The sequence below is a fragment of the Bacillus sp. AR13-1 genome, from assembly GCF_008042285.1.
GTDB lineage: Bacteria > Bacillota > Bacilli > Bacillales > Bacillaceae_G > Bacillus_A > Bacillus_A mycoides.
Genome location: NZ_QNUA01000018.1, coordinates 69204 through 95449, shown reverse-complemented (window position 1 = coordinate 95449; position 26246 = coordinate 69204). Strand labels below are relative to the sequence as shown.

Here is a 26246-nt window from a genome sequence, read left to right as displayed (position 1 = left end):
TTATGATTACTAAATGAAAAATATGAATGTTATTTTTAGACAGCGTTATTTTTGTTATTTTCCCCCTTTTTCACCAAAAGTCGTTGTATATTCCCGGATTTATAAAATCGGACGTCCGTTTATTGAATACAATAGATTCGTATCAATTGGCGAAAACCCTTCTTTTAAACAAATATTTTTTTTAGTAGAATTTGACGAAAAAATTTTTTTGACTTTTTGTAAACGTTAACAATGTTATTAAATCAGTATGAACAAAGATGTACGTACGATTAAAAATTAAAAATTTTCTAAAAATTAACTTGATTTATTTGAAAAGGAGAGTAGACTAGGAAACAATAAAAAACTCATAGAACATAGGGGGCGCTTTCAAGTGAACGAGCAGTGGATTTTCTTAAATGGAGAATTTGTTCCAAAAGACGAAGCAAAGGTTTCAGTATATGATCATGGCTATTTATATGGCGATGGAGTGTTCGAAGGAATTAGGGTATATAGCGGTAATGTTTTCCGTTTGAGAGAGCACCTTGTCCGGTTATATGAATCAGCGAAATCCATCATGTTAGAAATTCCATATACGTTAGAAGAAGCAACGAAAATCGTTGTTGAAACGATTCGACAAAACAAACTATCTAATGGATATATCCGCCTCGTTGTATCAAGAGGACCAGGGAACTTGGGATTAGATCCTGATTCTTGTACGAAACCAAATGTAGTAGTAATTGCAGAGCAATTATCTTTATTTCCACAAGAATATTATGAAAAAGGGATTCCGATTATAACAGTTGCAACGCGTCGCAATCGCCCGGATGTTCTATCGCCTCAAGTAAAATCTTTAAATTACTTAAATAATATTTTAGTTCGCATTGAGGCGAAATTAGCTGGAGTACAAGAAGCACTTATGTTAAATGACCAAGGATATGTAGCTGAAGGCTCTGGAGATAATGTATTTATTGTGAAGGGAAATAAATTAATTACACCACCAAGTTCTGCTGGAGCGTTAGAAGGTATTACACGAAACGCGATTTTAGAAATCGGCGAAAAACTTGGATATGACGTAAGAGAAGAATTATTTACAAGGCATGATGTATATGTAGCTGATGAAGTGTTTTTAACAGGAACAGCTGCTGAAGTAATTGCTGTTACGACAGTAGATGGAAGAACGATTGGTTTAGGTAGAACAGGGCCACATACGAATCGTTTATTAGAAGAATTCCGTAAATTAGTTGTAGAAGATGGAGAGAAAATTTACGAAGAAAATAAAGTTGGATAATAGCTCTTATGACATGATAAAGCGTTGATAGGGAGGAGTAGTTGACTGTGAAGCCTCACAGAGAGTCGGTGGTTGCTGGAAACCGATGGTTCACGTCGACGAACATCACCCTTGAGTGCTAAGCTGAAACGTTTGTTTAGGCTTAGACGGTAGCTCCGTTATTAGCTAGACTCATATCCCGAGTCACTGAGGCAAGAGTAATCTTGCGAAGAAGGGTGGTACCGCGAAATCTTTCGTCCCTTCAGCACATAGCTGGAGTGTGGACGTAGGATTTTTTTATTTTATAAATGTTTAAAAAAGGGGGCTTATAAGAAAAATGTCTTCAAAAACGGAAGAGAAACTGGCAACTGGTGCACAGCTATTGTTAGAAGCGCTAGAAAAGGAAGGAGTAGAGGTGATTTTTGGTTATCCAGGTGGTGCGGTTTTACCTCTATATGATGCGCTTTATGATTGTGAAATTCCGCATATTTTAACGAGGCATGAGCAAGGTGCAATTCATGCTGCTGAAGGATATGCAAGAATTACAGGAAATCCAGGAGTGGTAATTGCAACAAGTGGACCGGGTGCTACAAATGTTATTACTGGTCTAGCTGACGCGATGATTGATTCATTGCCACTTGTTGTATTTACAGGGCAAGTAGCAACAACGTTAATCGGGAGTGATGCTTTCCAAGAAGCTGATATTATGGGGCTTACGATGCCGGTGACAAAACATAATTATCAAGTACGAAAAGCATCGGATTTACCCCGAATTATTAAAGAAGCATTTCATATCGCTAGAACAGGAAGACCAGGCCCAGTCGTAATTGACCTTCCGAAAGATATGGTAGTAGAGAAAGGTGAGCGATGTAGTGATGTTCAAATGGATTTACCAGGATACCAGCCTAATTACGAACCGAATCTACTACAAATAAACAAATTATTACAAGCGATTGCGACTTCAAAAAAACCGTTAATTTTAGCTGGAGCAGGTGTATTGCATGCAAAGGCATCGAAAGAATTAACAAGCTTTGCTCGTAAATATGAAATTCCTGTTGTTCATACATTACTTGGTCTTGGTGGTTTTCCGCCAGATGATAAATTATTTCTTGGGATGGGAGGAATGCACGGTTCTTACACGGCTAATATGGCGTTATATGAATGTGATCTACTTATAAATATAGGAGCAAGATTTGACGATCGTCTTACTGGAAATTTAGCTTATTTTGCTAAAGAAGCGATTGTCGCACATATAGATATTGATCCAGCGGAAATCGGAAAAAATGTGCCGACTGAAATTCCAATTGTTGCGAGTGCGAAGCAAGCATTAGAAGCTCTACTCAACTTTAAGGAAGGGGAAGTAAATCACAATGATTGGCTCTCATTATTGAATAGTAGAAAAGAAAAATACCCTCTTTCTTACAAAGAGCATTCGGAATGTATTAAGCCTCAATATGCAATTGATATGCTATACGAAATTACGAAAGGGGAAGCAATTGTAACGACAGATGTTGGGCAACATCAAATGTGGGCAGCTCAATATTATCCGCTGAAAAATCCAGATAAATGGGTAACTTCTGGAGGCTTAGGAACAATGGGCTTCGGATTTCCAGCAGCAATTGGTGCACAAATTGCAAGGCCAGAAGAATTAGTTATTGCGATTGTCGGTGATGCGGGATTTCAAATGACCTTGCAAGAACTAAGTGTATTAAAAGAGCATTCTTTACCAGTTAAAGTGTTTATTTTAAATAATGAAGCTTTAGGAATGGTAAGACAATGGCAAGAGGAATTTTATAATGGGCGATATTCGCACTCCTTACTTTCATGCCAACCAGATTTTGTTGCGCTTGCCAATGCTTATGGCATAAAAGGTGTTCGTATTGAAGACCCACTTCTTGCAAAGCAACAATTACAGTATGCAATTGAGTTAAGAGAGCCTGTTGTAATTGATTGCCGCGTACTTCAATCCGAAAAGGTAATGCCGATGGTTGCCCCAGGAAAAGGCGTTCATCAAATGGAGGGAGTGGAGAAAAGGTGAAGAGAATTGTAACAGCGACAGTTCGAAATCAAAGCGGTGTGTTAAATCGAATTACAGGTGTTATGACACGTAGACATTTTAATATTGAAAGTATTTCAGTAGGTCATACGGAATCATCGGATATTTCGAGAATGACGATTGTTGTACACGTTGAAAATGAACAGCAAGTTGAGCAGTTAATTAAACAACTTCATAAGCAAATCGATGTACTGAAAGTATCAGATATTACAGAAGAAGCGATGATCGCTAGAGAACTTGCACTTATTAAAGTAGCAACGTCTGTAGCAAGAGCAGAATTATATAGTTTAATTGAACCGTTCCGAGCCGCTGTAATAGACGTTGGGAAGGATTCCATAGTGGTGCAAGTAACAGGTACCCAGGAGAAAGTAGAAGCGTTAATTGAATTACTTCGTCCATATGGTTTGAAAGAAATTGCTAGAACAGGTGTAACAGCATTTACACGTAGTATGAAAAAACAAGATAAACAAGTTATGTTAATTCAATAATTATTTAAAAAATAGGGGGAAATGAAAATGGCGAAAGTTTATTATGAAAAAGACGTAACGGTAAATGTATTAAAGGAAAAGAAAGTAGCAATCATCGGATATGGATCGCAAGGCCATGCGCATGCGCAAAACTTACGTGATAACGGATTTGATGTGGTAGTAGGACTGAGGAAAGGGAAGTCATGGGATAAGGCGAAAGAAGACGGTTTTTCTGTATATACAGTAGCGGAAGCAGCAGAAAAAGCAGATGTAGTAATGATTCTACTACCTGATGAATTACAGCCGGAAGTATATGAAGCTGAAATTGCACCAAACTTACAAGGCGGTAATTCTCTCGTTTTCGCGCATGGATTTAATGTTCACTTTGATCAAGTAAAACCGCCAGCTAATGTAGATGTATTTCTAGTAGCACCGAAAGGTCCAGGACATCTAGTACGTCGTACGTTTGCGGAAGGGGGAGCTGTTCCTGCATTATTTGCAGTATATCAAGATGCAACAGGAGTTGCGACTGAAAAGGCACTTTCATATGCAGATGGAATTGGGGCGACGAGAGCAGGTGTATTAGAAACAACGTTTAAAGAAGAAACAGAAACAGATTTATTTGGAGAGCAAGCTGTACTTTGCGGCGGAGTAACTGCACTAGTAAAAGCTGGGTTTGAAACGTTAGTTGAAGCTGGTTATCAACCTGAACTTGCATATTTTGAATGTTTACATGAACTGAAACTAATTGTTGACCTTATGTATGAAGGTGGACTTGAAAATATGAGATATTCAGTTTCAGATACAGCGCAGTGGGGGGACTTCGTATCAGGGCCACGCGTTGTTACTGAAGATACGAAGAAAGCGATGGGTGCAGTACTAGCAGAAATTCAAGATGGTACATTTGCAAGAGGCTGGATTGCAGAGCATAAAGCAGGAAGACCAAATTTCCAGGCGACAAATGAAAAAGAAAATGAACATGAAATCGAAGTAGTTGGACGTAAATTACGTGAAATGATGCCTTTCGTACAGCCCCGAGTAAAGGTAGGGATTAAATAATATGAAGCAAATTTTGTTCATGGATACGACGCTTCGTGATGGCGAACAATCACCAGGAGTTAATTTAAATGAACAAGAGAAATTACAGATTGCGAGGCAACTAGAGAGACTTGGTATTAATGTAATGGAAGCTGGATTCGCAGCAGCTTCTGAAGGTGATTTTCAATCGGTAAAACGTATCGCAAATACCATTCAAAATGCTACGGTTATGAGTTTAGCTAGAGCGAAAGAAAGTGATATTCGAAGAGCCTATGAAGCTGTGAAAGGCGCTGTCTCTCCTCGTTTACACGTATTTTTAGCTACGAGTGACATTCATATGAAATATAAGCTTTGTATGTCAAAAGAAGATGTATTAGATAGCATACATCGCTCGGTTACGCTTGGGAAATCACTATTTCCAACAGTTCAATTTTCAGCAGAAGATGCAACAAGAACATCGAGAGCATTTTTAGCGGAAGCAGTAGAAGTCGCGATTCGCGCAGGAGCGAATGTAATCAATATTCCTGATACAGTTGGATATACGAATCCAGAAGAATATTATTCTCTTTTTAAATACTTACAAGAATCCGTTCCGTCGTATGAAAAAGCAATTTTCTCTTGTCATTGTCACGATGATCTTGGGATGGCAGTAGCGAATTCGTTAGCTGCGGTTGAAGGCGGAGCGTTACAAGTAGAAGGAACGATTAATGGAATTGGAGAAAGAGCGGGGAATGCGGCGCTAGAAGAAGTCGCGGTTGCTCTCCATATTAGAAAAGATTTCTATGAAGCAGAATCCTCTATGACATTAAAAGAAATTAAAGCGACGAGTACGTTAGTAAGTCGGTTAACGGGTATGGTTGTACCGAAAAATAAGGCGATTGTTGGAGCAAATGCTTTTGCTCACGAATCAGGTATTCATCAAGACGGTGTATTAAAAGAAGTAACGACGTATGAAATTATTGAACCATCACTGATTGGAGAGTCACAAAATTTATTTGTATTAGGAAAGCATTCCGGGCGCCATGCGTTTACTGAAAAAATGAAAGAACTTGGTTATGAGTTTACAAAAGAAGAACGAGATGTGGTGTTTGAAGCATTTAAAAACTTGGCTGACCGTAAAAAAGAAATTACAGAAGAAGATTTACGTGCGCTTATGCTTGGTGAAGCAGCATTTGCGGCCCAGCAATATAGCATTACTCAATTGCAAGTACATTTCGTATCAAATAGTACACAGTGTGCAACGGTTGTACTAAAAGATGAGGAAGGAAATATGTACGAAGATGCAGCAACTGGTTCTGGAAGTATTGAAGCGATCTATAATGCAATTCAAAGAATTTTAGGATTAGAATGTGACTTAGCGGATTATCGCATACAATCTATAACGCAAGGTCAAGATGCACTTGCACATGTTCATGTTGAATTAAAAGAAGGAACTCATCAAGTATCAGGTTTTGGTGTTGCGCAAGACGTATTAGAAGCATCGGCGAGAGCGTATGTTCATGCGGCCGGAAAATTAAAATCTTTTATTACTCTTGTGAAGTAACTGTTTGATAAGTGAGGGGATTGTCCCTTACTTATCAAAATATATTTCTGAAAATTCAGATAAAAAGGGGTGTTTTAATTGGAAAAACGTATCGTTTGTTTAGCGGGTGATGGTGTTGGTCCGGAAATTATGGAAAGCGCGAAGGAAGTATTGCATATGGTAGAGAGGCTATATGGACATCACTTTCATTTACAAGATGAGTACTTTGGCGGAGCGGCTATCGATTTAAATGGGCAACCATTACCACAGCGAACACTTGCCGCTTGTTTAGCGAGTGATGCGGTTTTACTTGGAGCGGTTGGTGGACCGCGGTGGGATGATGCGAAAGAAAGGCCAGAGAAAGGATTATTAGCTTTAAGAAAAGGACTTGGTGTATTTGCGAACGTTCGTCCTGTAACAGTAGAAAGCGCAACTGCACATTTATCGCCATTAAAAAACGCAGATGAAATTGACTTCGTTGTCGTTCGTGAACTAACAGGCGGTATTTATTTCTCTTATCCGAAAGAAAGAACGGAAGAATCGGCAACTGATACACTTACGTACCATCGTCATGAAATTGAACGTATCGTGTCGTATGCTTTTCAATTAGCGAGTAAGAGAGAGAAAAAAGTAACCTCTATTGATAAAGCGAATGTTTTAGAATCTAGTAAATTGTGGAGAGCTGTTACGGAAGAAGTAGCTCTTCGTTATCCTAATGTTGAATTAGAGCACATTTTAGTAGATGCAGCTGCTATGGAGTTAATTCGAAACCCAAGGAGATTTGACGTTATCGTAACAGAAAATTTATTTGGTGATATTTTGAGCGACGAGGCTTCTGTATTAGCAGGTTCATTAGGAATGCTTCCATCAGCGAGCCATGCGGAAAACGGGCCGTCTTTATATGAGCCTATTCACGGATCAGCGCCAGATATTGCAGGTAAAAATAAAGCGAATCCAATTGCGATGATGCGTTCAGTAGCGATGATGCTTGGGCAATCATTTGGATTAACGAGAGAAGGGTATGCGATTGAAGAGGCAATTTCTGCAGTTCTTCAATCTGGGAAATGTACAGCTGATATTGGGGGGAATGAGACGACAACTTCATTTACGAGGGCAGTTATTCAAGAAATGGAAGAGCAGGCACTAGTAGGGAGAGGAAGATAATGGGGAAAAGGTTACTAGATAAGCTTTGGGAAAGACATGTAGTTGTAACGAATGAAAATGGATTGGATTTATTATATATCGATCTTCATCTCGTTCATGAAGTAACGTCACCGCAAGCCTTTGAAGGCTTGCGGCTTGCAAATCGAACTGTTCGGAGACCGGAATTAACGTTTGCAACGATGGATCATAATATTCCAACGAAAGATGTTTGGAATATTACCGATCGCATTGCGAAGCAGCAATTGGATACACTTCGTGACAATTGTAAACAATTTAAGGTGCGATTAGCCGATATTGGTGATGAAGAGCAAGGAATCGTTCACGTTATAGGACCAGAACTTGGGCTCACACAACCGGGGAAAACGATTGTATGCGGTGATAGCCATACAGCAACCCACGGTGCTTTCGGTGCTTTAGCGTTTGGTATTGGTACGAGTGAAGTAGAACATGTATTAGCAACTCAAACGTTGTGGCAACGAAAACCGAAAGCGATGGGGATTGAATTAAAAGGAAAGTTACCGAAAGGCGTTTATGCAAAGGATATTATTTTGCATCTTCTCTCAAAGTACGGTGTAGCGGTTGGAACGGGGCATGTAATGGAATTCTACGGAGAGACGATTCGTGATATGGGTATGGAAGAGAGAATGACACTTTGCAATATGGCAATTGAAGGGGGAGCGAAAGCTGGCATCATTGCACCAGATGAGAAAACATTTTCTTATGTAAAAGGGCGTGAATATGCACCGAAAGACTATGAAACGTTTACGGGAAAATGGTCGGAGCTTTATACAGATTCAGATGCAATTTATGATTTACATATTTCGGTAGATGTTACGGATTTAGCACCGTATGTCACTTGGGGAACAAATCCTAGTATGGGTGTTCCTATTGATGAAAAATTACCAGAGAAGCATAACGAAAATGATGAAAGAGCATTTTCATATATGGGATTGAGCCCTGGGCAAAGTACGTTTGAAATTCCTGTTAAGCATGTCTTCATTGGTTCTTGTACAAATTCACGTTTATCTGACTTAGAAATTGCTGCATCTGTTGTGAAAGGGAAAAAGGTAAAAGAAGGTGTGCGAGCACTCGTTGTACCAGGATCAAAAAGTGTGAGAGAGCGGGCGATGCAAAAAGGCTTACATCGCATATTTGAAGAAGCGGGATTTGAATGGAGAGAGCCTGGATGTTCAATGTGTCTTGGGATGAATCCAGATCAAGTACCTGAAGGAGAACATTGTGCTTCTACTTCAAATCGTAATTTTGAAGGAAGGCAAGGGAAAGGAGCACGAACACATTTAGTAAGTCCAGCTATGGCTGCAGCAGCTGCGTTATATGGTCATTTTGTTGATATTAGAAAGGAGAGTTACGATGGAACCATTTCATATTCATAAAGGTACTGCCGCAGTACTTATGAATGATAACATTGATACAGATCAAATTATTCCGAAGCAATATTTGAAGAGAATTGAAAGGACGGGATTTGGAAAATATTTATTTGATGAGTGGCGTTACGGTAATGAGCGCCATGAAAATCCTAATTTCTCCCTTAATGCACAAGAACGAAAAGGAGCAAGTATATTAATTACAGGTGATAATTTTGGATGTGGTTCTTCAAGAGAACATGCTCCGTGGGCGCTTGCGGATTATGGTTTCCGCGTTATTATCGCCGGAGGATTTGCAGATATTTTTTATATGAATTGTATGAAGAATGGTATGTTACCGATTGTAATGGATAAAGAGATACGTGAACAACTTGCCAAAACGAATGCGAGAGATCAAATGGAAGTTGATTTAGAAAATGAAGTAATTATTACGAATACGCACAGGTTTCATTTTACAATCGAGAAAATGTGGAAAGAAAAATTATTAAATGGTCTAGATGAAATCAGCATTACAATGCAATATGAACAAGAAATTGAAGAGTATGAAAGAAAAGTAACTTCACATTAACTAAAAGTAGAATATTCGAAATGTATTTACATTCAGAATTAACTGTTATATACTATGTAAAAAATCAGAGGAGAAAGGGAGTAAGTATTATGAATATCGTGCAATCTATTAAAATGCTTACAAAACTACATCATCATACATGAAACCCTTGAACCTAACGTGAAAACGTGTAGGCACAAGGGTTATTCCCGTTGTACCTACACTCTACTAAAGAGCCTTGTAGGTATTTTGTCTACAAGGCTCTTTTTATTTTCGGTTTGGGTGGATGGAATGGGCATAAATTAAAGAGGGAAGGGTGTGTGAATTCAGATGACAAAGTGGAAACGGGCAAATCCGAATGGAACGAGAGATTACTTATTCGAAGAATGTACGTTAATTGAAGAAGTGGAACAAAAATTAAGACGGACCTTTTTAGAGAGAGGTTATGAAGAAATAAGGACACCTACAATTGAATTTTATGATGTTTTTGCATTTCAAAACAGGCCGATAGATGAAGAAAAGATGTATAAATTTTTCGATGAAAAAGGACGGATTATCGTTTTACGCCCAGATATGACAATTCCTTTAGCAAGAGTAATTGGAACACAGAGAGGGGATATTCCTCTTAAAGTAACTTATAGCGGGAATGTATTTCGGGCGAATGAGTCCCTTACTGGGAAATATAATGAAATAGTACAAAGTGGTATTGAAATTATCGGGATTGAAAATGTAAGGGCTGAAATTGAATGTGTGATAAGCGTAATTCAAGCACTTCAAAAATTAAAGGTGCAATCTTTCACAATTGAGATTGGGCAAGTGCAGTTATATAAATGTATCGTAAAAAAGCTCCCCATTAATGATGAAGAAGAGAAGTTACTTAGAACGTATATTGAAAGTAAAAATTATGCCGGACTCTCACACTTTATAGAAGAAAAGAAATTAAATCGGTGTGATGAAACAGTAAGGTTACTTGAGAAACTACCAAGGTTATTCGGGAGTTTAGATGTTGTTGAGGAAGCAGAAAAACTCGCCTCAAGTAATGAAATGAAAATGGCCATTGCGAGAGTGAAAGAAATATATGAAACAATTGAACAGTTAGGATATGGCTCTTACATATCAATTGATTTAGGTATGGTTCAACATTTGGATTATTATACGGGTGTTATTTTCAAAGGGTATATATATGAAATTGGAGAAGAGATTGTTAGTGGCGGAAGATATGATGAGTTAATTGGAAATTTTGGAGAGATGACGCCAGCGGTTGGGCTCGCGGTGCAAGTAAATCAAATAGTTAAGGCACTTCAAGAGCAGCAAGAACCATATAAACGAAAGAGAATAGATATTATGATTCATTATGAGTTAAATAGATTAGCAGAAGCGGAAAGGTTACGAAATTTACTTCAAAAGGACGGGAAGAATGCCCAGTTATCTTTATTCTCTAATTTAAACGATACTTTTCAATTTGCAAACAAGAATAAAATAATGACAGTCGTTGAGGCGAAGAGTGAGTCACTAGTGGAATATGTATGGAGAGAGAAATGGATCATCCAGAAAGAAGGGGAGGCTTCATGCGTAACATTCAAATTGCGTTAACGAAAGGAAGATTAGAAAAGCATGTTATTCCACTTTTTAAAAAAATTGGAATTGATTGTTCAGAGCTCAAAGATAAAGGAAGAAAACTTGTGTTTAAAAGTAAAAACACAAACATTTCATTTATTTTAGTGAAAGCGGTAGATGTTGCTACTTATGTAGAACATGGCGTAGCTGATATTGGAGTCGTTGGAAAAGATATATTAATGGAATTTGAGAAAGATATATATGAGATGGTCGATTTAGGAGTGGGCGTGTGTAAATTTTGTGTCGCTTCTATTCCTACGTATAATCCGAAGAGTTATCGAAAAAAACGAATTGCTACGAAATATCCGCACATTACTTCTACATATTTTCATGATAAAGGGGAGGATGTAGAAATTATTAAAATAGAAGGATCTGTAGAGATTGCTCCACTTCTAGGTTTGGCAGATGCAATTGTTGATATTGTTGAAACAGGAAAAACATTACAAGAAAACGGGTTAATTGTATTTGAGGAAATGTGCTCTATATCAGCTCGAATGATTGTGAATAAGGCTGCATTGAAAACTAAAAAAGACGAAATATTCTGCATTATAAATATGATGGAACAAGAAATTTTGTCAGGGAAATAGGGGGACTTTAAATGGAGATAGTTTTTGAAGATTTCCAAGAGGCTTTATCGAAAATAAAATTGCTACGAGAAAGCGCTCATATAATAGAAGAAACTGTTCAAAGAAGTGTAAGCGAAATTGTTCAAAACGTAAGGGAGAGTAAAGATGAGGCGTTATCGTTCTATACAAAAAAGTTTGATGGTGTAGAAATCAAAAATTTTCGTGTAAGTGCAGAAGAAATAAAACAAGCAAGTAGGTTTGTAGAACAAGCTTTTTTAGAAGCGTTAGAAGAGGCAAAGAAAAACATTGTCTCGTATCATGAAAAGCAAAAAAGACAATCTATGTTTGATTGCGTGAGTGAAGGGGTAATTAGAGGGCAGCTTATTCGTCCGTTAGAAAATGTAGGTGTATATGTGCCGGGCGGGACTGCTTCGTATCCTTCATCAGTATTAATGAATGTATTGCCAGCAAAACTCGCAGGAGTGAAAAAAATTGTAATGGTAACACCGCCGAAGCAAGGAGGAATTGATCCGCATATTTTAGCTGCTGCAAGTCTTGCAGGTGTAGATGAAATATATATGGCCGGTGGTGCTCAAGTAATTGCTGCTCTAGCATATGGAACGGAATCGATTCCTAAAGTAGATAAAATAGTTGGACCAGGGAATTTATATGTCGCGCTAGCGAAGCGAGAAGTATATGGGATAGTCAATATCGATATGATTGCTGGACCATCAGAAATTGTAGTTATCGCAGATGAAACAGGAAATGCCGAATATATTGCTGCTGATTTATTATCACAGGCAGAACATGACGAGAGGGCAACAGCTATTTGTATTACAACAAATATAAAGCTTGCTAAAGAAGTAGAAAGAGAAATAGAAAGGCAGCTAGAGACGTTGCCTAGAAGTGAAATCGCTCGTGAATCCATAAAAAGAAATGGAGCAATTTTTATTGTCCCTTCTTTAGAAGAGGCGTTTCAATTATCAAATGAAATCGCTCCAGAACATTTAGAGTTACACATAAAAGAGCCAATGAATGCTCTAGCTTATGTAAAGCATGCTGGATCAATTTTTCTTGGTCCATATGCACCTGAACCGCTCGGAGATTATTTGGCGGGGCCGAATCACGTATTACCGACAAGTGGAACGGCAAGATTTTTTTCTCCGTTATCCGTCGATGATTTCGTAAAAAAATCAAGCTTCGTTTCGTATACGGAAGAAGCGTTAAGAAGTGTACAGCATCATATTGTAGAACTTGCAAATAAAGAAGGTTTACATGCACACGCAAGAGCAATCCAAATTAGGTTTAAGGAGGAAGAATAATGCGCGAGTCTAGTCAAGTACGTGAGACGACGGAAACAAAAATTAAATTAAGTTTGCAACTTGATGAAAGTACGAATGTTTCTGTGCAAACAGGAGTTGGATTTTTTGATCATATGCTAACTTTATTTGCTAGACACGGAAGATTTGGTTTGCAAATTGAAGCTGAAGGTGATGTATTCGTTGATGCTCATCATACGGTTGAAGATGTTGGAATTGTACTCGGAACTTGCTTGAAAGAATCATTGCAAAATAAAGAGGGGATTAACCGTTACGGCTCAGCGTATGTACCGATGGATGAATCTTTAGGATTTGTCGCGATTGATATAAGCGGGCGCTCATATATTGTATTTCAAGGTGAATTAACAAATCCGAAGCTAGGAGATTTTGACACAGAACTAACGGAAGAATTTTTTAGAGCAGTTGCCCATGCTGCAAATATTACGTTACATGCTCGCATTTTATACGGAAGCAATACACATCACAAAATTGAAGCTTTATTTAAAGCGTTCGGTCGAGCGCTTAGAGAGGCAGTCGATAAAAATACCAATATTAATGGTGTAAATTCAACGAAAGGGATGTTGTAATTGATTGCAATTATAGATTATGGAATGGGAAATATTCGTAGTGTGGAACAAGCATTAAAATATATTGGAACAGAGTACATCATAACGGATGATAAAAAAGAAATATTGAGAAGTGATGGAGTTATTTTACCAGGAGTAGGCACATTTCCGAAAGCGATGGGCGTTTTAGAAGAAAAAGATTTAGTATGTGTGCTAAAAGAAGTTGGGAGCTTAGGAAAACCGCTTCTGGGTATTTGCTTAGGAATGCAGCTTTTATTTGAAAAAAGTGAGGAACTACAAAATTGTAACGGATTAAATTTATTGCCAGGTGTTATTCGAAAGTTAAAAGTTCCTTATAAAATTCCACATATGGGGTGGAATGAATTAAAAAAAGAAGGAGAAATATCGCTTTGGAATGGAGTAGAGGACGGTTCTTTCGTATATTATGTCCACTCTTATTATGCAGATTGTCCGAATGAAATTGTGTATGGGGCAAGTGAATATGGAGTGAAAGTACCTGGTTTTGTAGCAAAAGGAAATATATTTGGCGCACAGTTTCATCCTGAAAAAAGTGGGGAAATTGGGATGCGAATGTTAAAAAATTTCAAAGGGGTGGTAGAAGCATGGAAATCTTCCCAGCTATCGATGTAAAAGAAGGACGATGCGTCAGGCTTTATCAAGGAGAGTTTAGTAAAGAAACGGTGATGAATGAAGATCCAGTCGCACAAGCAATCATATTTGAAAAACTTGGAGCGAAAATACTACACGTTGTTGATTTAGATGGAGCAATTGTTGGGGAGTCAGTAAATTTACCTGTCATTGAAAAAATATGCAAGGCGGTACGTATTCCAGTGCAAATTGGAGGAGGAGTTCGGTCACTCGCGGCAGTGGAGAAGTTGTTGTCAGTAGGTGTAGAAAAAGTGATATTAGGAACGGCTGCCCTTTACGATAAATTATTTTTAGAAGAAGCGGTTCGTCTATATAAGGAGCAAATCATAGTTGGAATTGATGCGAAAAATGGTTTCGTAGCAACGAGGGGCTGGTTAGATGTGTCTGAAATTTCGTACATCGATTTAGCGAAGCAAATGGAAAGTGTAGGTGTTCAAACGATTGTGTTTACGGACATTTCAAAAGATGGGACACTTGCAGGACCAAATTTTGAGCAATTAGAGTTACTGCAAAAAAGTGTGGGTATTCGTGTGATTGCATCTGGAGGTGTCGCATCTATTCAAGATGTGAAAAGATTAAATGATATGAACATATATGGCGTCATTATTGGGAAGGCACTTTACGAGAAAACGATTGATTTAGAAAAAGTGTTACAGGTAACAAAACTATGTTAGCAAAACGAATTATTCCATGTCTAGATGTGAAAGAAGGGCGGGTAGTAAAGGGTGTGAATTTTATAGGGTTACAAGACGTCGGTAATCCTGTTGAAATAGCCGCATTATATAATGATGCGGGAGCAGATGAAATCGTATTTTTAGACATTACTGCGACGCATGAAGGGCGAAAAACGATTATAGATGTTGTAGAACAAACAGCCTCAAAGGTGTTTATTCCTCTTACAGTTGGCGGGGGGATTTCAAGTGTTAAAGATATGTACAATTTACTAAGAGCTGGAGCAGATAAAGTTTCAATAAACTCAGCGGCAGTGAGAAATCCGAAGTTAATCCAGGAAGGTGCGGAACATTTTGGCTCACAATGTATTGTCGTAGCAATCGATGCTAGAAAAGTAGCAGAAGATAAATGGAATGTATACGTAAATGGCGGAAGACTTAATACGGGAATGGATGCAATCGAATGGGCGAGACGCGTTGCCCAGCTCGGAGCAGGAGAAATTTTGTTGACGAGTATGGATGCAGATGGAACGAAAAACGGATATGATCTTCGTTTAACTGGAGCAATTTCAAACAGCGTTTCTGTTCCAGTAATCGCATCAGGTGGATGTGGTCATGTGGATCACATTATAGAAGTATTTCAAAAGACAACAGTTGATGCAGCATTAGCGGCATCAATCTTTCATTATGGTGAAGCGACTGTACAAGATGTAAAGAGAAAATTAAGAGAAGCAAACGTTGAGGTGCGGTTATGAAACCTAATTTTGCAAAAGGATTGATACCAGCTGTTGTTATCGAGGAAGATACGAAAGAAGTTTTAATGTTAGCTTATATGAATGAAGAAGCGTATGACAAGACGCTGGAAACGAAAAGAACATGGTTTTATTCCCGTTCGAGACAATCGTTATGGAATAAAGGAGGTACATCGGGAAATGTCCAATATGTGCAATCACTTTATTTAGACTGTGATCAAGATGCAATCGTTGTTGTCGTAAAGCAAGTAGGGCCTGCTTGCCATACGGGAGAAAAAACGTGTTTTCACTACAAAATTATATAGGGGGATACATATGGAAGATATCCTTAAGTTATTATTTGAAACAATTGAAGAACGAAAGAAAAATCCACTCTCTGAATCATATACGAATTATTTATTTGCAAAAGGTGAAGATAAAATTTTAAAGAAAATTGGTGAGGAGTGCACCGAAGTAATTATTGCGTCTAAAAATAATGATAAAGAAGAAATAGTAAAAGAAATGGTTGATGTGTTCTATCACTGTTTTGTTCTATTAGCCGAAAAAAATATTCCATTAGAAGATGTCATGCAAGAAGTGAAAGAAAGAAATGGAAAGCTTTCGCGAGTAGGGGACAGAAGAGAAATAGATACATTATAAGGGGGAATATGGATGAAAGTGGACTATCACATTCATTTAGAAGAAGGGCCATATTCAATAGGGTGGCTAGCTAAAATAAATGATGCGCTACAATATTTTGAACCGCTTAAAGAAGAAAAACATTCTATGGAATGGCTTATGAAAACACAAGAACGCCTGCAAAGACGTGTGAAGGAAGGTCCATTTACAGCGAAATGGATTGATTTATATTTAGAAGAAGCTGTGCGAAAAGGTATAAAAGAAGTTGGTATTGTCGATCATTTATATCGTTTTCATGAAGCGAAAGGATATTATGAAAAGTATGTAGATATTAGTGATTCTAAGCTTGGTCGCCTGCAAAAAGAATGGTTAGATCAAGTAAGAGTAACGTCTATTTATGATTTTACAAAGGCGATTGAAGAGGCAAAAGAGCGATGGAGTAAACGAGGGATAACGCTCAAACTTGGAATTGAAGCGGATTATTTTATCGGGGGTGAACAAGAGTTAAAAGGTTTACTAGCATTAGGAGACTTTGATTATGTAATCGGTTCGGTCCATTTTATAGATGGATGGGGATTTGATAATCCAGATACGAAAGAGTATTTTGGTACGCATGAGTTACATACTTTATATCACACGTTTTTCGCTACAGTTGAAAGTGCTGTTCGTTCCGAGCTTTTTGATATTATAGCTCACCTCGATAACATAAAAGTATTTAATTATCGATTGGATGAGAATGAACAGCTTTCTTATTATAAGGAAATTGCTCGTGCGTTAGTGGAAACAAATACAGCAACAGAAATAAATGCGGGATTGTACTATCGATATCCTGTGCGCGAAATGTGCCCAAGTCCGCTTTATTTACAAGTATTAGCTAAGCATGGAATTCCGATTACTCTATCCTCAGATGCCCATTATCCGAATGATTTAGGAAAGTATGTGGAAGAGAATATAAAGACATTACGCAATCATGATATTTCTCACATAGCTACATTTACGAAACGAGTAAGAACGATGAGATTGCTTGAAGAAGAAGGAATAATTTCAAAATGAAACACGATTTTTTGATGAAAATCACCCTTTTTGTTCAAAATAAGAAAGAATGAAAAGGAGGATAAAAAATGGCGAAACAACAAAATAAACAAAATGTACAAGCGGCAGGTCAAGCCTATACTTCTGAAACAAATAATACTGCTAATTCAGTTATTGAGGAACAAATTAGCGATACAGTTGCAGAAGGAACAATCGATGCGAAGCTTGGGAAAGAATCGCAAGAAAAAGCGTAAAAAGAGGGGAGAGTTGCATCTCCTCTTTTTTTATGGAAAAGTGTCGATTTTCAAAACTATAATCAAATTCCTTGGTTTTTATATGTAGATTTCTTACAATGAAATATAAGAGATATCATATTTTGTATAGAAGAGGTGTTAGTAGTGGCGAAAATATTAGTAGCAGGGAAAATTCCAGAAATCGGATTAGAATTATTGAAAAATCATGATGTAGAAATGTACAATAAAGAAGAATTAATTAGTGTAGAAGAGTTAGCAGAACGTGTAAAAGATAAAGATGCACTTTTAAGCTTACTTTCTACGAAGGTATCGAAAGAGGTTATTGACGCAGCACCAAACTTGAAAATTATCGCAAATTATGGTGCTGGTTACGATAATATTGATTACACATATGCTGGAGAAAAGGGTATTGCTGTTACAAATACGCCGAAAGTATCTACAGAGGCAACAGCAGAATTAACGTTTGCACTGCTTTTAGCAGCGGCACGTAGAATTCCTGAAGGGGATACCTTATGTCGTACAACTGGATTTAACGGCTGGGCACCATTATTTTTCTTGGGTCGTGAAGTGCACGGTAAGACAATTGGAATCATTGGCCTCGGAGAAATTGGGAAGGCAGTTGCAAAGCGTGCGAGAGCATTTGGAATGAATGTTTTATATACAGGACCAAATCGAAAGCCTGAAGCTGAAAGTGAACTGGAAGCGACATACGTAACGTTGGAAGAATTATTACAAACAGCGGACTTTATTACAATTAACTGTGCTTATAATCCGAAATTACATCATATGATTGATGAAGAACAGTTTAAAATGATGAAGAAAACAGCATATATTGTAAATGCTTCACGTGGACCAATTATGCATGAATTTGCACTTGCTCATGCACTAAAAACAAATGAAATTGAAGGTGCAGCTCTTGACGTGTTTGAATTTGAACCGAAAATTACAGAAGAGCTAAAAGGATTAAAGAATGTGGTGCTTGCTCCTCACGTAGGAAATGCAACATTCGAAACACGTGATGCAATGGCTGAAATGGCAGTAAGAAATATTTTAGCTGTATTAAATGGTGAAGAACCTGTAACACCTGTAAATCAAAAAGTATTAGTTACAAAATAAAAAAGAAACCTTCCGAAATACGGAAGGTTTTTTTATTTTTCTTTATTCGCTTTTTTAGAAGGTCTTTGTCTAATAAATTGAGATAACATATACAAAATGTATAGTGGAATAGCAATGAATAAGAAAACAGAAATGTTGCCAAAACTTGTTTGGTACATTGTGATAATAATTCCAACTAAAAATAGTGTAATAATTATGCTATATCGTGGAATTGGTACATCTTTTAAACTTGGGATACGAACACGGCTCACCATTAAAAATGCGAACGTTACAAATACGGTAATGAGAACGATTTTTGGAATGGTATGTGAAAATAATGTTAAGAAAGCAACAAGCCCTCCTGCTGCGGTAATCGGAACTCCAGTGAAATATTTCATAGAAGTAGAAGATGGTGTTACATTAAATCGTGCTAAGCGATATGCTCCGAACAGAGGGAATAATCCCGCTATGTATAGTCCAATGATTCCGTAGTTGGAAAAAGATGTGTAATACATTAAAACAGCAGGTGCTGCGCCAAATGTTACAACATCCGCGAGTGAATCAAGCTCTTTTCCCATTTGTGAATCAACGCGTAATAAACGAGCGACACGACCATCAAGACTATCTAACATCATCCCGATCAGTACTAAAATAGCAGCTGATTTATAATATCCTAAAGATGCATAGCCGATTGACAAAAATCCGCTATATAAATTCCCGAGCGTAAATAAGTTTGGAATAGCTGCTCTATACAAAATCTGATCCCTTGCTTTCTGTTATAAATTCTTAATTAGTGTATGAAAGTTTACTTATTTTATCATACCATAAATTTCTTTCTCATACGAAAAAAATTCCCAATTTGTGAAAGATTGTATAGAAGAGAAATTTGAAAAATAAGTAAAAAAAGGAAGCAACTTTTGTGAAGTTGCTTCCTACACTATTCAAATTTCGTTGTTATCGTTCCGGTTTTATATCGATTGTTAGGATCAAATCTTAATAAATCTCCATAAATGAGTTTGTCGGATAATTTTAATTCTGTTTTTGCTTTTTCAATATAAGGCTGACATAGTGTTAAATCAGCTTCTTCACCTGTGCTTCTTTTATAGCACATATTTTTTGTATAAACATAATCTTCCGAAACAAAACTGCCGTCCCGCATTACCATAAGAGGGTCTTTTTCTTTCGTAAATAAGTCTGTTCCAAATTCTACGGATTGATTTGTTTTAATACCAAGTAAATGAAGTAACGTTGGTTTAATATCAATTTGACCAGATACTTTAGAGATGACTTTTCCTTCTTGGCCAGGCACATGAATAATGAGAGGGACGCGTTGTAATTGCATAGAATCAAACGGTGTAATAGCGTCTTTCCCAAGGAACTGAGCCATAGCTGCATTATGGTTTTCAGAAATGCCGTAATGATCACCATAAATGACAATAACGGAATTATCATATAGTCCTTCGTCTTTCAATTGTTTAATAAATAATTTAAGAGCTTCATCCGTGTAACGAACGGTTGGGAAGTAGCGATTTAAAACACCACTTTCGGAATTAAATTCATCAACATATTGATCTTCTGGATTTAGAAGAAATGGAAAATGGTTTGTTAACGTAATAAATTTTGTATAGAACGGTTGTGGTAAAGATTTTAACTTTGGAATAGATTGCTCAAAGAACTCTTTATCTTTTAATCCCCAACCGACAGACATTTGTTCCGTTCCTACGTAATCATTTAAATTAAAGTAACGATCATATCCAAGCGCAGGATACATTACGTCACGATTCCAAAACGTTTTATCGTTTGAATGGAAGACAGCAGAAGAATATCCGTATTTCTTTAATTGTTCTGGTGTGGCAGTGTATTCATTTGTTGCATGAGTAAAGAATACAGAACCACGGTCTAACGGATAAAGGGAATTTTCAACGATAAATTCAGCATCAGAAGTTTTACCTTGTCCCGTTTGATGATAGAAGTTATCGAAATAAAAACTATCTTTAATAAACTCATTTAAAAATGGAGTAATCTCTTTTCCATTTATTTTTTTATTAATAACAAAACTTTGTGTAGATTCCATTGAAATTAAAATTACATTTTTACCCTTTGCAGCTCCAAATAAGTTTTTATCAACTTGTTTATCTTTTGAGTCTGTATAGTTTTTAATTTCAGAGAACCCGTCTCCACTTGCAAATACACGCTCAGCTGAAGACTTAGATTGAAGTGTAATATCAAATAGATGATATGTGTATAAACCTAAATTTTTCACGACAGTTTGACGATCAAACGAGCGTGAGAACATTTGTGGTTTATATATAACTGAAACAACAATTTGTAGTGCTAATAATACTGTTACACCGCTAAAGAAAGTTCGCTTCTCAGAGCGAGAAAGGGGTGTTTTATCACCAAATGATGGGAATTTACGCGAAATAAACATTAAAATAATTGCGTCTGCAAATAAAAGTAATGTTTTATACGTAAAGAGTTCTTTTATACTCGTCCCTAAGTCAGCCATATTATTTGTTTGGAATAAAACAGGGAAAGTAACAAAATCGTTATAGAATCCGTAAAACATTGCATTTCCAAATAAAATAAATGACAGTATAAAACTAATTACAATAATAATTCGGTTTCGGTACTTAGATGCAAGTAAAGCGAAACCAAAAAATAAAAGTAACGAAGCTAGTGGGTTAATAAAAAGCATAAACTCTTCAAAGAAGTTATCAATTCTAATATCAAATGCTAGCTTGTACACAATATATGTTTTTATCCATAATAAAACGACTGCAACTAGTGCAAATCGCAGTTTTGGAAACAGATTTTGTAGCATAATATACTCCTCTCCTAAAAGCATGACGGTTCTTGTGAGCCGGTTTGATTAGCGCCTCATTTTATATATACGAACAGTCCTTTGTTATTATGTTTATTATACTATGAGTATCATTATACGAAAATAAAAGAGAGTTGTGGGCTTTTTTATAATAATTGAGTAGAAAAAGGGCAGTGGGAGACAATAAAACGGAGTTTCTATGTATGATAATTATCGTGCGCAAAAAGAATCGAGTAATAAAACGGAGGTTATAATGCGAAAATTATTATATTTTATAGTATGCAGTAGTGTTATACTTTTTGCTTCACCGAGTGTGTCGGTAGCACAATATGATGCACCCCTTATGGAAGATGCCCTTTATTCTGTTTTATTTCCAAAAATAAATAAGTCAATTGAAAAACAATATGGGAGCTTGAAGCCTTATCAATGTCCTAAAATTATTAGTTTAAAAAAAGTGTATAGTGGTACATATTTATTTCAAGCGAGTATTGAAGTAACGAAGTATGAACAGGTTGGTGGGAAAATTGTTCCACCATTTGAGAAGGTAACGATTACATTTAATAACGAAGAGGGCGAATGGGAAGTGACAAAGGTTTCAGTAAAGCGCTTACCAAATGATACGAAATTAAACTGTAAAAAAACAATATAAAAAATTGTTTGACAAATAAAATGGTCCTTTGGTATTGTTAATAGCAACAATTAGATGTTTGAAAATTAAATAGACTTACCTCATCTACTCTCAAAGGTAGAGGCCGCGATAGGAAAGAGTAAGCTATGGGAGATTTAATGGAATCTGTGATCATAGGTTGAAAGGGACTATTGCCGAAATATAAGAATAACCATCTTATTCATATATTGGGACTGCATTGAATAAATGTAGTACTGTCATAAGATTTATTTTATGAAGAGCTATTTGGAGATGTTGATGCGGTTTCTTATTTTGAGGAGATAACAACTCGTTTATTTTTTCAATATATATTTTTCCTAATAAGAAACGCGTGTGAACATTGTTCCGCGCGTTTTTTGTCTATCTAAAAGCGTGCTGCAATGAATAGAAGATTGGGGTTATGAGTTTTAGAGGAAATAAGGGAGGAATTCAAATGTATTTACACGGCACAAGCCGAATCAATGGGCAAGGACACTTAGAAATTGGTGGGTGCGATACGACGCAGCTAGCAAAACAATACGGAACACCACTTTATGTATACGATGAAGAGTCTATTCGAGGAAAGTGCCGCGCGTTTCATCGTGCTTTTAAAGAAAGTGGTTTCTCTTATCAAGTAGCATATGCAAGCAAGGCGTTCTTGTGCATGGAGATGTGCCGAGTAGCTCGTGAAGAGAATATGTCTTTAGATGTTGTTTCTGGAGGAGAATTATATACTGCGCTCCAAGCTGGTTTTCCGGCATCGCGTATTCATTTTCACGGAAATAATAAAACAGAAGAAGAAATGATTATGGCTCTTCAGGCGAATATCGGTTGTTTTGTAGTAGATAATTTCTTAGAATTAGAAATTTTACATGATTTAGCAATGCAACATGGGAAATTTGTGAACATATTAATCCGTGTAACGCCTGGAGTAGAGGCACATACACACGAATATATAACAACAGGTCAAGAGGATTCGAAATTTGGATTTGGTGTTTCAAATGGTCAAGCGATGCAAGCAATTGAGCTTGCCTTGCAAAAATCAAATTATAATGTGCTAGGAATTCACTCGCACATCGGATCACAAATATTTGAAACGGCTGGATTTGTTCGAGCAATTGAAGTACTCCGCCAATTTTTAGAAGAAGTGAGAGAGCGAACACATTATGTGATGAAAGTATTAAATGTGGGCGGAGGTTTCGGTATACGTTATACGGATTCAGATACACCGTTAACACTTGAAACGTATGTGCACGCTGTAACAAGTACGATAAGAGAACAATTTACATTATGTGAATATCCGCTTCCAGAAATATGGATTGAACCAGGTCGTAGTATTGTAGGTGATGCTGGAACAACACTTTATACAGTCGGAGCGGTGAAAGAGATTCCTGGCATTCGGAAATATGTTTCAGTCGATGGTGGAATGACAGATAATTTAAGACCAGCGCTATACGGAGCCCGTTATGAGGCGATGTTGGCGAATCGAGGGAATGATGAGAATGAGGAACTCGTTTCGATTGCTGGGAAATGCTGTGAAAGTGGAGATATGCTGATTTGGGATATTAACTTACCGCAAGTTGCTTCTTCTGATTTACTAGCAATTTCTTGCACGGGGGCATATGGGTACTCGATGGCGAATAATTATAATCGTATTCGTAGACCAGCTGTCGTCTTTGCAAAAGGCGGGACGTCACAAATTGTCGTAGAACGTGAAACATATGAAAATATCATTGGGAACGATCGCATACGTATTAAAGAGCTGGTGTGAATGAGAAAGAAGGAGTTGTCTAGTAAAGGCAGCTCCTTTTAAAAAAATAAAAATAATTAAATATATCGGAAAACTAGGATTGAAAAAAATCAGAATTGTGATAAAATACAAATACAAAGCTTATCAAGAGAAGCTGAGGGAACTGGCCCTACGAAGCTCGGCAACCTGCTTATAGAAAGCAAGGTGCTAAATCCAGCAAAATGGAATCCATTTTGAAAGATAAGGTAAAATATATTACCGAACAGTCTTTTCGAAATGGGAAAGATTTTTTTTATGAATAAAAAGGGGGGCTGTTTGCGTGAGCGTACGGGAGCATTTTGATGAAGTATCTGAGAAAATTCAAGCGATGCTTGCTGATATGAAATATGGTTCCATTACAATTGTTGTGCAAGATGGAAAAGTGATTCAATTAGAAAAAAGTGAAAAGGTTCGTTTAAAGTAAAAAGCGCTGACTAGAAAAACTAGAGGCGGTTTTAATCTATTTTTAATAGGTTAAAGCCGTCTTTTTGCTTTTACAGGGGGAAAAAACATGTTGACGTACGAAACGTGGAAAGAAAATAGTGTTTCATTTTCTGAAGAAGATGAAACGAAAGGCGCGCTATCAGTATTAAGTTGGGCTTATAACGAATATAAAGATGAAATTGTATATGCATGTAGCTTTGGGGTGGAGGGAATGGTTTTATTGCATCTTATAAACCAAGTAAATCCATCTGCTAAAGTTGTATTTTTGGATACAAATGTTCATTTTCAAGAAACATACGAATTAATTAAGAAGGTACGCGAGAAATTTCCTTCATTAAATATTATAGAAAAACAGCCAGAACTTACACTCGATGAACAAGCGAAGCTTCATGGAGAGAAGTTATGGGAAAGTAATCCGAATCTTTGCTGTAGTATTAGAAAAATTTTACCGTTAGAAAAATCATTAGCAGCGGAAAAAGCGTGGATATCAGGCTTAAGAAGGGAACAATCAGAAACGCGTAAGCATACACAGTTTATAAATCAAGATCGTCGTTTTCAATCTATTAAAGTTTGTCCACTCATTCATTGGACTTGGAAAGAAGTTTGGCGATATGTATATAAACATAGTTTGCCGTATAACCCATTGCATGATGTTGGCTATCCGAGTATTGGGTGTGAGAAATGTACATTACCTGTAGGTGATGGTGGCAACTCAAGAGATGGAAGATGGGCTGGGAAAATGAAGACGGAATGTGGCCTTCACTTTCAATGAGATAGATTTTGAAATAAAGCTAAGAAGGGATATAAGAAGATGAGTACAACAAATGAATTAGTAAACCGCATTGATGAAACATATGAAATATCGAACATTGTAAAGGAAATCGAGATAGACAAAATTGCACTTAGTGATTTAGAACTTTTGGCGACAGGAGGATATAGCCCTCTTACAGGATTTTTAGGGAAGAGAGATTATGATTCAGTAGTAGAAACGCTTCGTTTAGCAAATGGTAGCGTATGGAGTATACCAATTACATTGCCGGTAACAGAGGAAGTAGCAGAGGGACTGAAAGCTGGAGAGGAAGTAAAACTTGTTAACGATGGAAATGTATATGGTGTTATTCAAATAGAAGATATTTTTGTACCTGATAAAGAAAAAGAAGCGTTACTTGTATATAAAACGACGGATGAAGCTCATCCAGGAATAAAGAAATTATATGAACGACCAAACGTTTACGTTGGAGGAGCTATTATTCTTACAAAACGTTTTGGGAATAATCCATTTCCTTCTTATCATTTAGATCCAATTGAAACGAGAGAAGAATTTAAAAAACGCGGTTGGAAAACAGTAGTTGGATTTCAAACGAGAAACCCAGTACATCGTGCCCATGAGTATATTCAAAAATCTGCCCTTGAAATTGTAGATGGTCTCTTTTTAAATCCGCTCGTTGGGGAAACGAAGTCAGATGATATTCCTGCTGATGTAAGGATGGAAAGCTATGAAGTATTACTTCAAAACTATTATCCGAAAGATCGTGTCTTTTTAGGTGTATTTCCTGCAGCAATGCGTTATGCAGGACCAAGGGAAGCGATATTTCATGCACTAGTAAGAAAGAACTTTGGTTGTACCCACTTTATTGTAGGGCGTGATCATGCTGGGGTAGGGGACTATTACGGAACATATGAAGCGCAGGAAATCTTTACGAATTTTACAGTAGAAGAGTTAGGGATTACGCCGTTATTTTTTGAACATAGTTTTTACTGCACGAAATGTGAAGCAATGGCTTCAACGAAAACATGTCCGCATGGAAAAGAAGACCGTGTCATCTTATCGGGTACGAAAGTACGAGAAATGTTAAGGAATGGTGAGATTCCGCCAAGTACATTTAGTCGTAAAGAAGTAGTGGAAGTGCTAATTAAAGGTTTGAAAAAAGAAGTAGTAACAGAATAGGGAGAGAATAA

General features: G+C 37.1%; 28 protein-coding genes, 2 riboswitches and 1 other annotated feature. Of the genes, 26 read left to right on the top strand and 2 right to left on the bottom strand.

The window, feature by feature from the left end; all coding sequences use genetic code 11:
• Window positions 1–13 precede the first annotated feature (13 nt).
• From DN408_RS32480 to DN408_RS14955, 21 genes are all read left to right on the top strand, one after another.
• Window positions 14–229, top strand: coding sequence for a hypothetical protein (locus DN408_RS32480; protein ID WP_078177944.1), 216 nt, complete (start codon window positions 14–16; stop codon window positions 227–229).
• Between the two features lie 141 nt (window positions 230–370).
• The gene (gene ilvE, locus DN408_RS15050; protein ID WP_002011723.1) at window positions 371–1267 is read left to right on the top strand and encodes a branched-chain-amino-acid transaminase; all 897 of its coding nucleotides are present in this window, start codon (window positions 371–373) and stop codon (window positions 1265–1267) included.
• Window positions 1268–1282: 15 nt separating this feature from the next.
• Window positions 1283–1511 (top strand) — a binding site (T-box leader).
• A gap of 72 nt (window positions 1512–1583) precedes the next feature.
• Window positions 1584–3284 (top strand): acetolactate synthase large subunit, encoded by a 1701-nt coding sequence (gene ilvB, locus DN408_RS15045; protein WP_002086744.1) that lies wholly within the window; start codon window positions 1584–1586, stop codon window positions 3282–3284.
• On the top strand, window positions 3281–3790 hold the full coding sequence (ilvN, locus tag DN408_RS15040) for an acetolactate synthase small subunit (RefSeq protein WP_000822948.1): 510 nt from the start codon (window positions 3281–3283) through the stop codon (window positions 3788–3790). The genes ilvB and ilvN overlap by 4 nt, the downstream gene beginning before the upstream one ends.
• Window positions 3791–3817: 27 nt before the next feature.
• Entirely contained in the window at window positions 3818–4828 is a 1011-nt protein-coding gene (gene ilvC / locus DN408_RS15035; RefSeq protein ID WP_002126277.1) for a ketol-acid reductoisomerase, read from the top strand.
• Between the two features lies 1 nt (window position 4829).
• Entirely contained in the window at window positions 4830–6350 is a 1521-nt protein-coding gene (gene leuA, locus DN408_RS15030) for a 2-isopropylmalate synthase (protein WP_002064438.1), read from the top strand.
• A 78-nt stretch (window positions 6351–6428) separates the two neighbouring features.
• On the top strand, window positions 6429–7493 hold the full coding sequence (gene leuB, locus DN408_RS15025) for a 3-isopropylmalate dehydrogenase (protein WP_002011718.1): 1065 nt from the start codon (window positions 6429–6431) through the stop codon (window positions 7491–7493).
• On the top strand, window positions 7493–8887 hold the full coding sequence (gene leuC, locus DN408_RS15020) for a 3-isopropylmalate dehydratase large subunit (RefSeq protein ID WP_002011716.1): 1395 nt from the start codon (window positions 7493–7495) through the stop codon (window positions 8885–8887). Before leuB ends, leuC begins: the two co-directional genes overlap by 1 nt.
• On the top strand, window positions 8865–9446 hold the full coding sequence (leuD, locus tag DN408_RS15015) for a 3-isopropylmalate dehydratase small subunit (RefSeq protein WP_147740233.1): 582 nt from the start codon (window positions 8865–8867) through the stop codon (window positions 9444–9446). Before leuC ends, leuD begins: the two co-directional genes overlap by 23 nt.
• Window positions 9447–9755: 309 nt before the next feature.
• Window positions 9756–11018, top strand: coding sequence for an ATP phosphoribosyltransferase regulatory subunit (locus DN408_RS15010; protein WP_002186327.1), 1263 nt, complete (start codon window positions 9756–9758; stop codon window positions 11016–11018).
• Window positions 10994–11629: an ATP phosphoribosyltransferase gene (gene hisG, locus DN408_RS15005; protein WP_147740232.1), complete on the top strand. Its 636-nt coding sequence runs from the start codon at window positions 10994–10996 to the stop codon at window positions 11627–11629. Before DN408_RS15010 ends, hisG begins: the two co-directional genes overlap by 25 nt.
• Before the next feature lie 11 nt (window positions 11630–11640).
• A complete protein-coding gene (gene hisD / locus DN408_RS15000) occupies window positions 11641–12930 on the top strand; it encodes a histidinol dehydrogenase (protein WP_002168817.1) in 1290 nt (429 codons plus the stop codon).
• Entirely contained in the window at window positions 12930–13514 is a 585-nt protein-coding gene (gene hisB, locus DN408_RS14995) for an imidazoleglycerol-phosphate dehydratase HisB (RefSeq protein ID WP_147740231.1), read from the top strand. The genes hisD and hisB overlap by 1 nt, the downstream gene beginning before the upstream one ends.
• Window positions 13515–14144: an imidazole glycerol phosphate synthase subunit HisH gene (gene hisH / locus DN408_RS14990; RefSeq protein ID WP_002168816.1), complete on the top strand. Its 630-nt coding sequence runs from the start codon at window positions 13515–13517 to the stop codon at window positions 14142–14144. It abuts the gene before it with no gap.
• Window positions 14117–14836 (top strand): 1-(5-phosphoribosyl)-5-[(5-phosphoribosylamino)methylideneamino]imidazole-4-carboxamide isomerase, encoded by a 720-nt coding sequence (gene hisA, locus DN408_RS14985; protein ID WP_002186325.1) that lies wholly within the window; start codon window positions 14117–14119, stop codon window positions 14834–14836. Before hisH ends, hisA begins: the two co-directional genes overlap by 28 nt.
• Entirely contained in the window at window positions 14830–15588 is a 759-nt protein-coding gene (gene hisF, locus DN408_RS14980) for an imidazole glycerol phosphate synthase subunit HisF (protein ID WP_002126292.1), read from the top strand. The genes hisA and hisF overlap by 7 nt, the downstream gene beginning before the upstream one ends.
• Entirely contained in the window at window positions 15585–15890 is a 306-nt protein-coding gene (hisI, locus tag DN408_RS14975) for a phosphoribosyl-AMP cyclohydrolase (protein WP_002086731.1), read from the top strand. The genes hisF and hisI overlap by 4 nt, the downstream gene beginning before the upstream one ends.
• A gap of 10 nt (window positions 15891–15900) precedes the next feature.
• On the top strand, window positions 15901–16224 hold the full coding sequence (hisE, locus tag DN408_RS14970; RefSeq protein WP_002168814.1) for a phosphoribosyl-ATP diphosphatase: 324 nt from the start codon (window positions 15901–15903) through the stop codon (window positions 16222–16224).
• Window positions 16225–16236: 12 nt separating this feature from the next.
• Complete coding sequence (locus tag DN408_RS14965; RefSeq protein WP_078203005.1) at window positions 16237–17256, top strand: histidinol phosphate phosphatase domain-containing protein; 1020 nt, start codon at window positions 16237–16239, stop codon at window positions 17254–17256.
• A 68-nt stretch (window positions 17257–17324) separates the two neighbouring features.
• Window positions 17325–17489: a YozQ family protein gene (locus DN408_RS14960; RefSeq protein WP_002193236.1), complete on the top strand. Its 165-nt coding sequence runs from the start codon at window positions 17325–17327 to the stop codon at window positions 17487–17489.
• A gap of 135 nt (window positions 17490–17624) precedes the next feature.
• Window positions 17625–18605, top strand: coding sequence for a 2-hydroxyacid dehydrogenase family protein (locus tag DN408_RS14955; protein ID WP_003188176.1), 981 nt, complete (start codon window positions 17625–17627; stop codon window positions 18603–18605).
• 32 nt (window positions 18606–18637) lie between these two features.
• On the opposite strand, the gene pssA is transcribed toward DN408_RS14955, so the two are convergent.
• Window positions 18638–19339 (bottom strand): CDP-diacylglycerol--serine O-phosphatidyltransferase, encoded by a 702-nt coding sequence (gene pssA / locus DN408_RS14950; RefSeq protein WP_002011698.1) that lies wholly within the window; start codon window positions 19337–19339, stop codon window positions 18638–18640.
• A gap of 182 nt (window positions 19340–19521) precedes the next feature.
• A complete protein-coding gene (locus DN408_RS14945) occupies window positions 19522–21408 on the bottom strand; it encodes an LTA synthase family protein (RefSeq protein ID WP_147740230.1) in 1887 nt (628 codons plus the stop codon).
• Window positions 21409–21661: 253 nt separating this feature from the next.
• On the opposite strand from DN408_RS14945, the gene DN408_RS14940 reads away from it, so the two are divergent.
• The 5 genes from DN408_RS14940 (at window position 21662) to sat (ending at window position 26235) form a co-directional block, all read left to right on the top strand.
• The gene (locus tag DN408_RS14940; protein ID WP_041868037.1) at window positions 21662–22057 is read left to right on the top strand and encodes a DUF3888 domain-containing protein; all 396 of its coding nucleotides are present in this window, start codon (window positions 21662–21664) and stop codon (window positions 22055–22057) included.
• A gap of 89 nt (window positions 22058–22146) precedes the next feature.
• Window positions 22147–22328, top strand: a riboswitch (Lysine riboswitch).
• Between the two features lie 180 nt (window positions 22329–22508).
• Window positions 22509–23825, top strand: coding sequence for a diaminopimelate decarboxylase (gene lysA / locus DN408_RS14935; protein WP_002126306.1), 1317 nt, complete (start codon window positions 22509–22511; stop codon window positions 23823–23825).
• Window positions 23826–23942: 117 nt separating this feature from the next.
• Window positions 23943–24051, top strand: a riboswitch (SAM riboswitch).
• A gap of 72 nt (window positions 24052–24123) precedes the next feature.
• Window positions 24124–24267 (top strand): YezD family protein, encoded by a 144-nt coding sequence (locus DN408_RS14930; protein ID WP_000116159.1) that lies wholly within the window; start codon window positions 24124–24126, stop codon window positions 24265–24267.
• An 87-nt stretch (window positions 24268–24354) separates the two neighbouring features.
• Window positions 24355–25059 (top strand): phosphoadenylyl-sulfate reductase, encoded by a 705-nt coding sequence (locus DN408_RS14925; protein ID WP_002126308.1) that lies wholly within the window; start codon window positions 24355–24357, stop codon window positions 25057–25059.
• Between the two features lie 39 nt (window positions 25060–25098).
• Complete coding sequence (gene sat, locus DN408_RS14920) at window positions 25099–26235, top strand: sulfate adenylyltransferase (RefSeq protein WP_147740229.1); 1137 nt, start codon at window positions 25099–25101, stop codon at window positions 26233–26235.
• Window positions 26236–26246 lie beyond the last annotated feature (11 nt).

Coding starts and splice junctions, on each gene's coding strand:
- leuA (WP_002064438.1), top strand. CDS start 4,830: ATGAAGCAAATTTTGTTCATGGATACGACGCTTCGTGATGGCGAACAA.
- hisI (WP_002086731.1), top strand. CDS start 15,585: ATGAAACCTAATTTTGCAAAAGGATTGATACCAGCTGTTGTTATCGAG.
- ilvC (WP_002126277.1), top strand. CDS start 3,818: ATGGCGAAAGTTTATTATGAAAAAGACGTAACGGTAAATGTATTAAAG.
- hisB (WP_147740231.1), top strand. CDS start 12,930: ATGCGCGAGTCTAGTCAAGTACGTGAGACGACGGAAACAAAAATTAAA.
- DN408_RS14925 (WP_002126308.1), top strand. CDS start 24,355: ATGTTGACGTACGAAACGTGGAAAGAAAATAGTGTTTCATTTTCTGAA.
- hisA (WP_002186325.1), top strand. CDS start 14,117: ATGGAAATCTTCCCAGCTATCGATGTAAAAGAAGGACGATGCGTCAGG.
- leuC (WP_002011716.1), top strand. CDS start 7,493: ATGGGGAAAAGGTTACTAGATAAGCTTTGGGAAAGACATGTAGTTGTA.
- ilvB (WP_002086744.1), top strand. CDS start 1,584: ATGTCTTCAAAAACGGAAGAGAAACTGGCAACTGGTGCACAGCTATTG.
- lysA (WP_002126306.1), top strand. CDS start 22,509: ATGTATTTACACGGCACAAGCCGAATCAATGGGCAAGGACACTTAGAA.
- DN408_RS14940 (WP_041868037.1), top strand. CDS start 21,662: ATGCGAAAATTATTATATTTTATAGTATGCAGTAGTGTTATACTTTTT.
- DN408_RS14965 (WP_078203005.1), top strand. CDS start 16,237: ATGAAAGTGGACTATCACATTCATTTAGAAGAAGGGCCATATTCAATA.
- leuD (WP_147740233.1), top strand. CDS start 8,865: ATGGAACCATTTCATATTCATAAAGGTACTGCCGCAGTACTTATGAAT.
- DN408_RS32480 (WP_078177944.1), top strand. CDS start 14: ATGAAAAATATGAATGTTATTTTTAGACAGCGTTATTTTTGTTATTTT.
- sat (WP_147740229.1), top strand. CDS start 25,099: ATGAGTACAACAAATGAATTAGTAAACCGCATTGATGAAACATATGAA.
- hisD (WP_002168817.1), top strand. CDS start 11,641: ATGGAGATAGTTTTTGAAGATTTCCAAGAGGCTTTATCGAAAATAAAA.
- hisF (WP_002126292.1), top strand. CDS start 14,830: ATGTTAGCAAAACGAATTATTCCATGTCTAGATGTGAAAGAAGGGCGG.
- DN408_RS15010 (WP_002186327.1), top strand. CDS start 9,756: ATGACAAAGTGGAAACGGGCAAATCCGAATGGAACGAGAGATTACTTA.
- hisE (WP_002168814.1), top strand. CDS start 15,901: ATGGAAGATATCCTTAAGTTATTATTTGAAACAATTGAAGAACGAAAG.
- DN408_RS14960 (WP_002193236.1), top strand. CDS start 17,325: ATGGCGAAACAACAAAATAAACAAAATGTACAAGCGGCAGGTCAAGCC.
- DN408_RS14945 (WP_147740230.1), bottom strand. CDS start 21,408: ATGCTACAAAATCTGTTTCCAAAACTGCGATTTGCACTAGTTGCAGTC.
- hisG (WP_147740232.1), top strand. CDS start 10,994: ATGCGTAACATTCAAATTGCGTTAACGAAAGGAAGATTAGAAAAGCAT.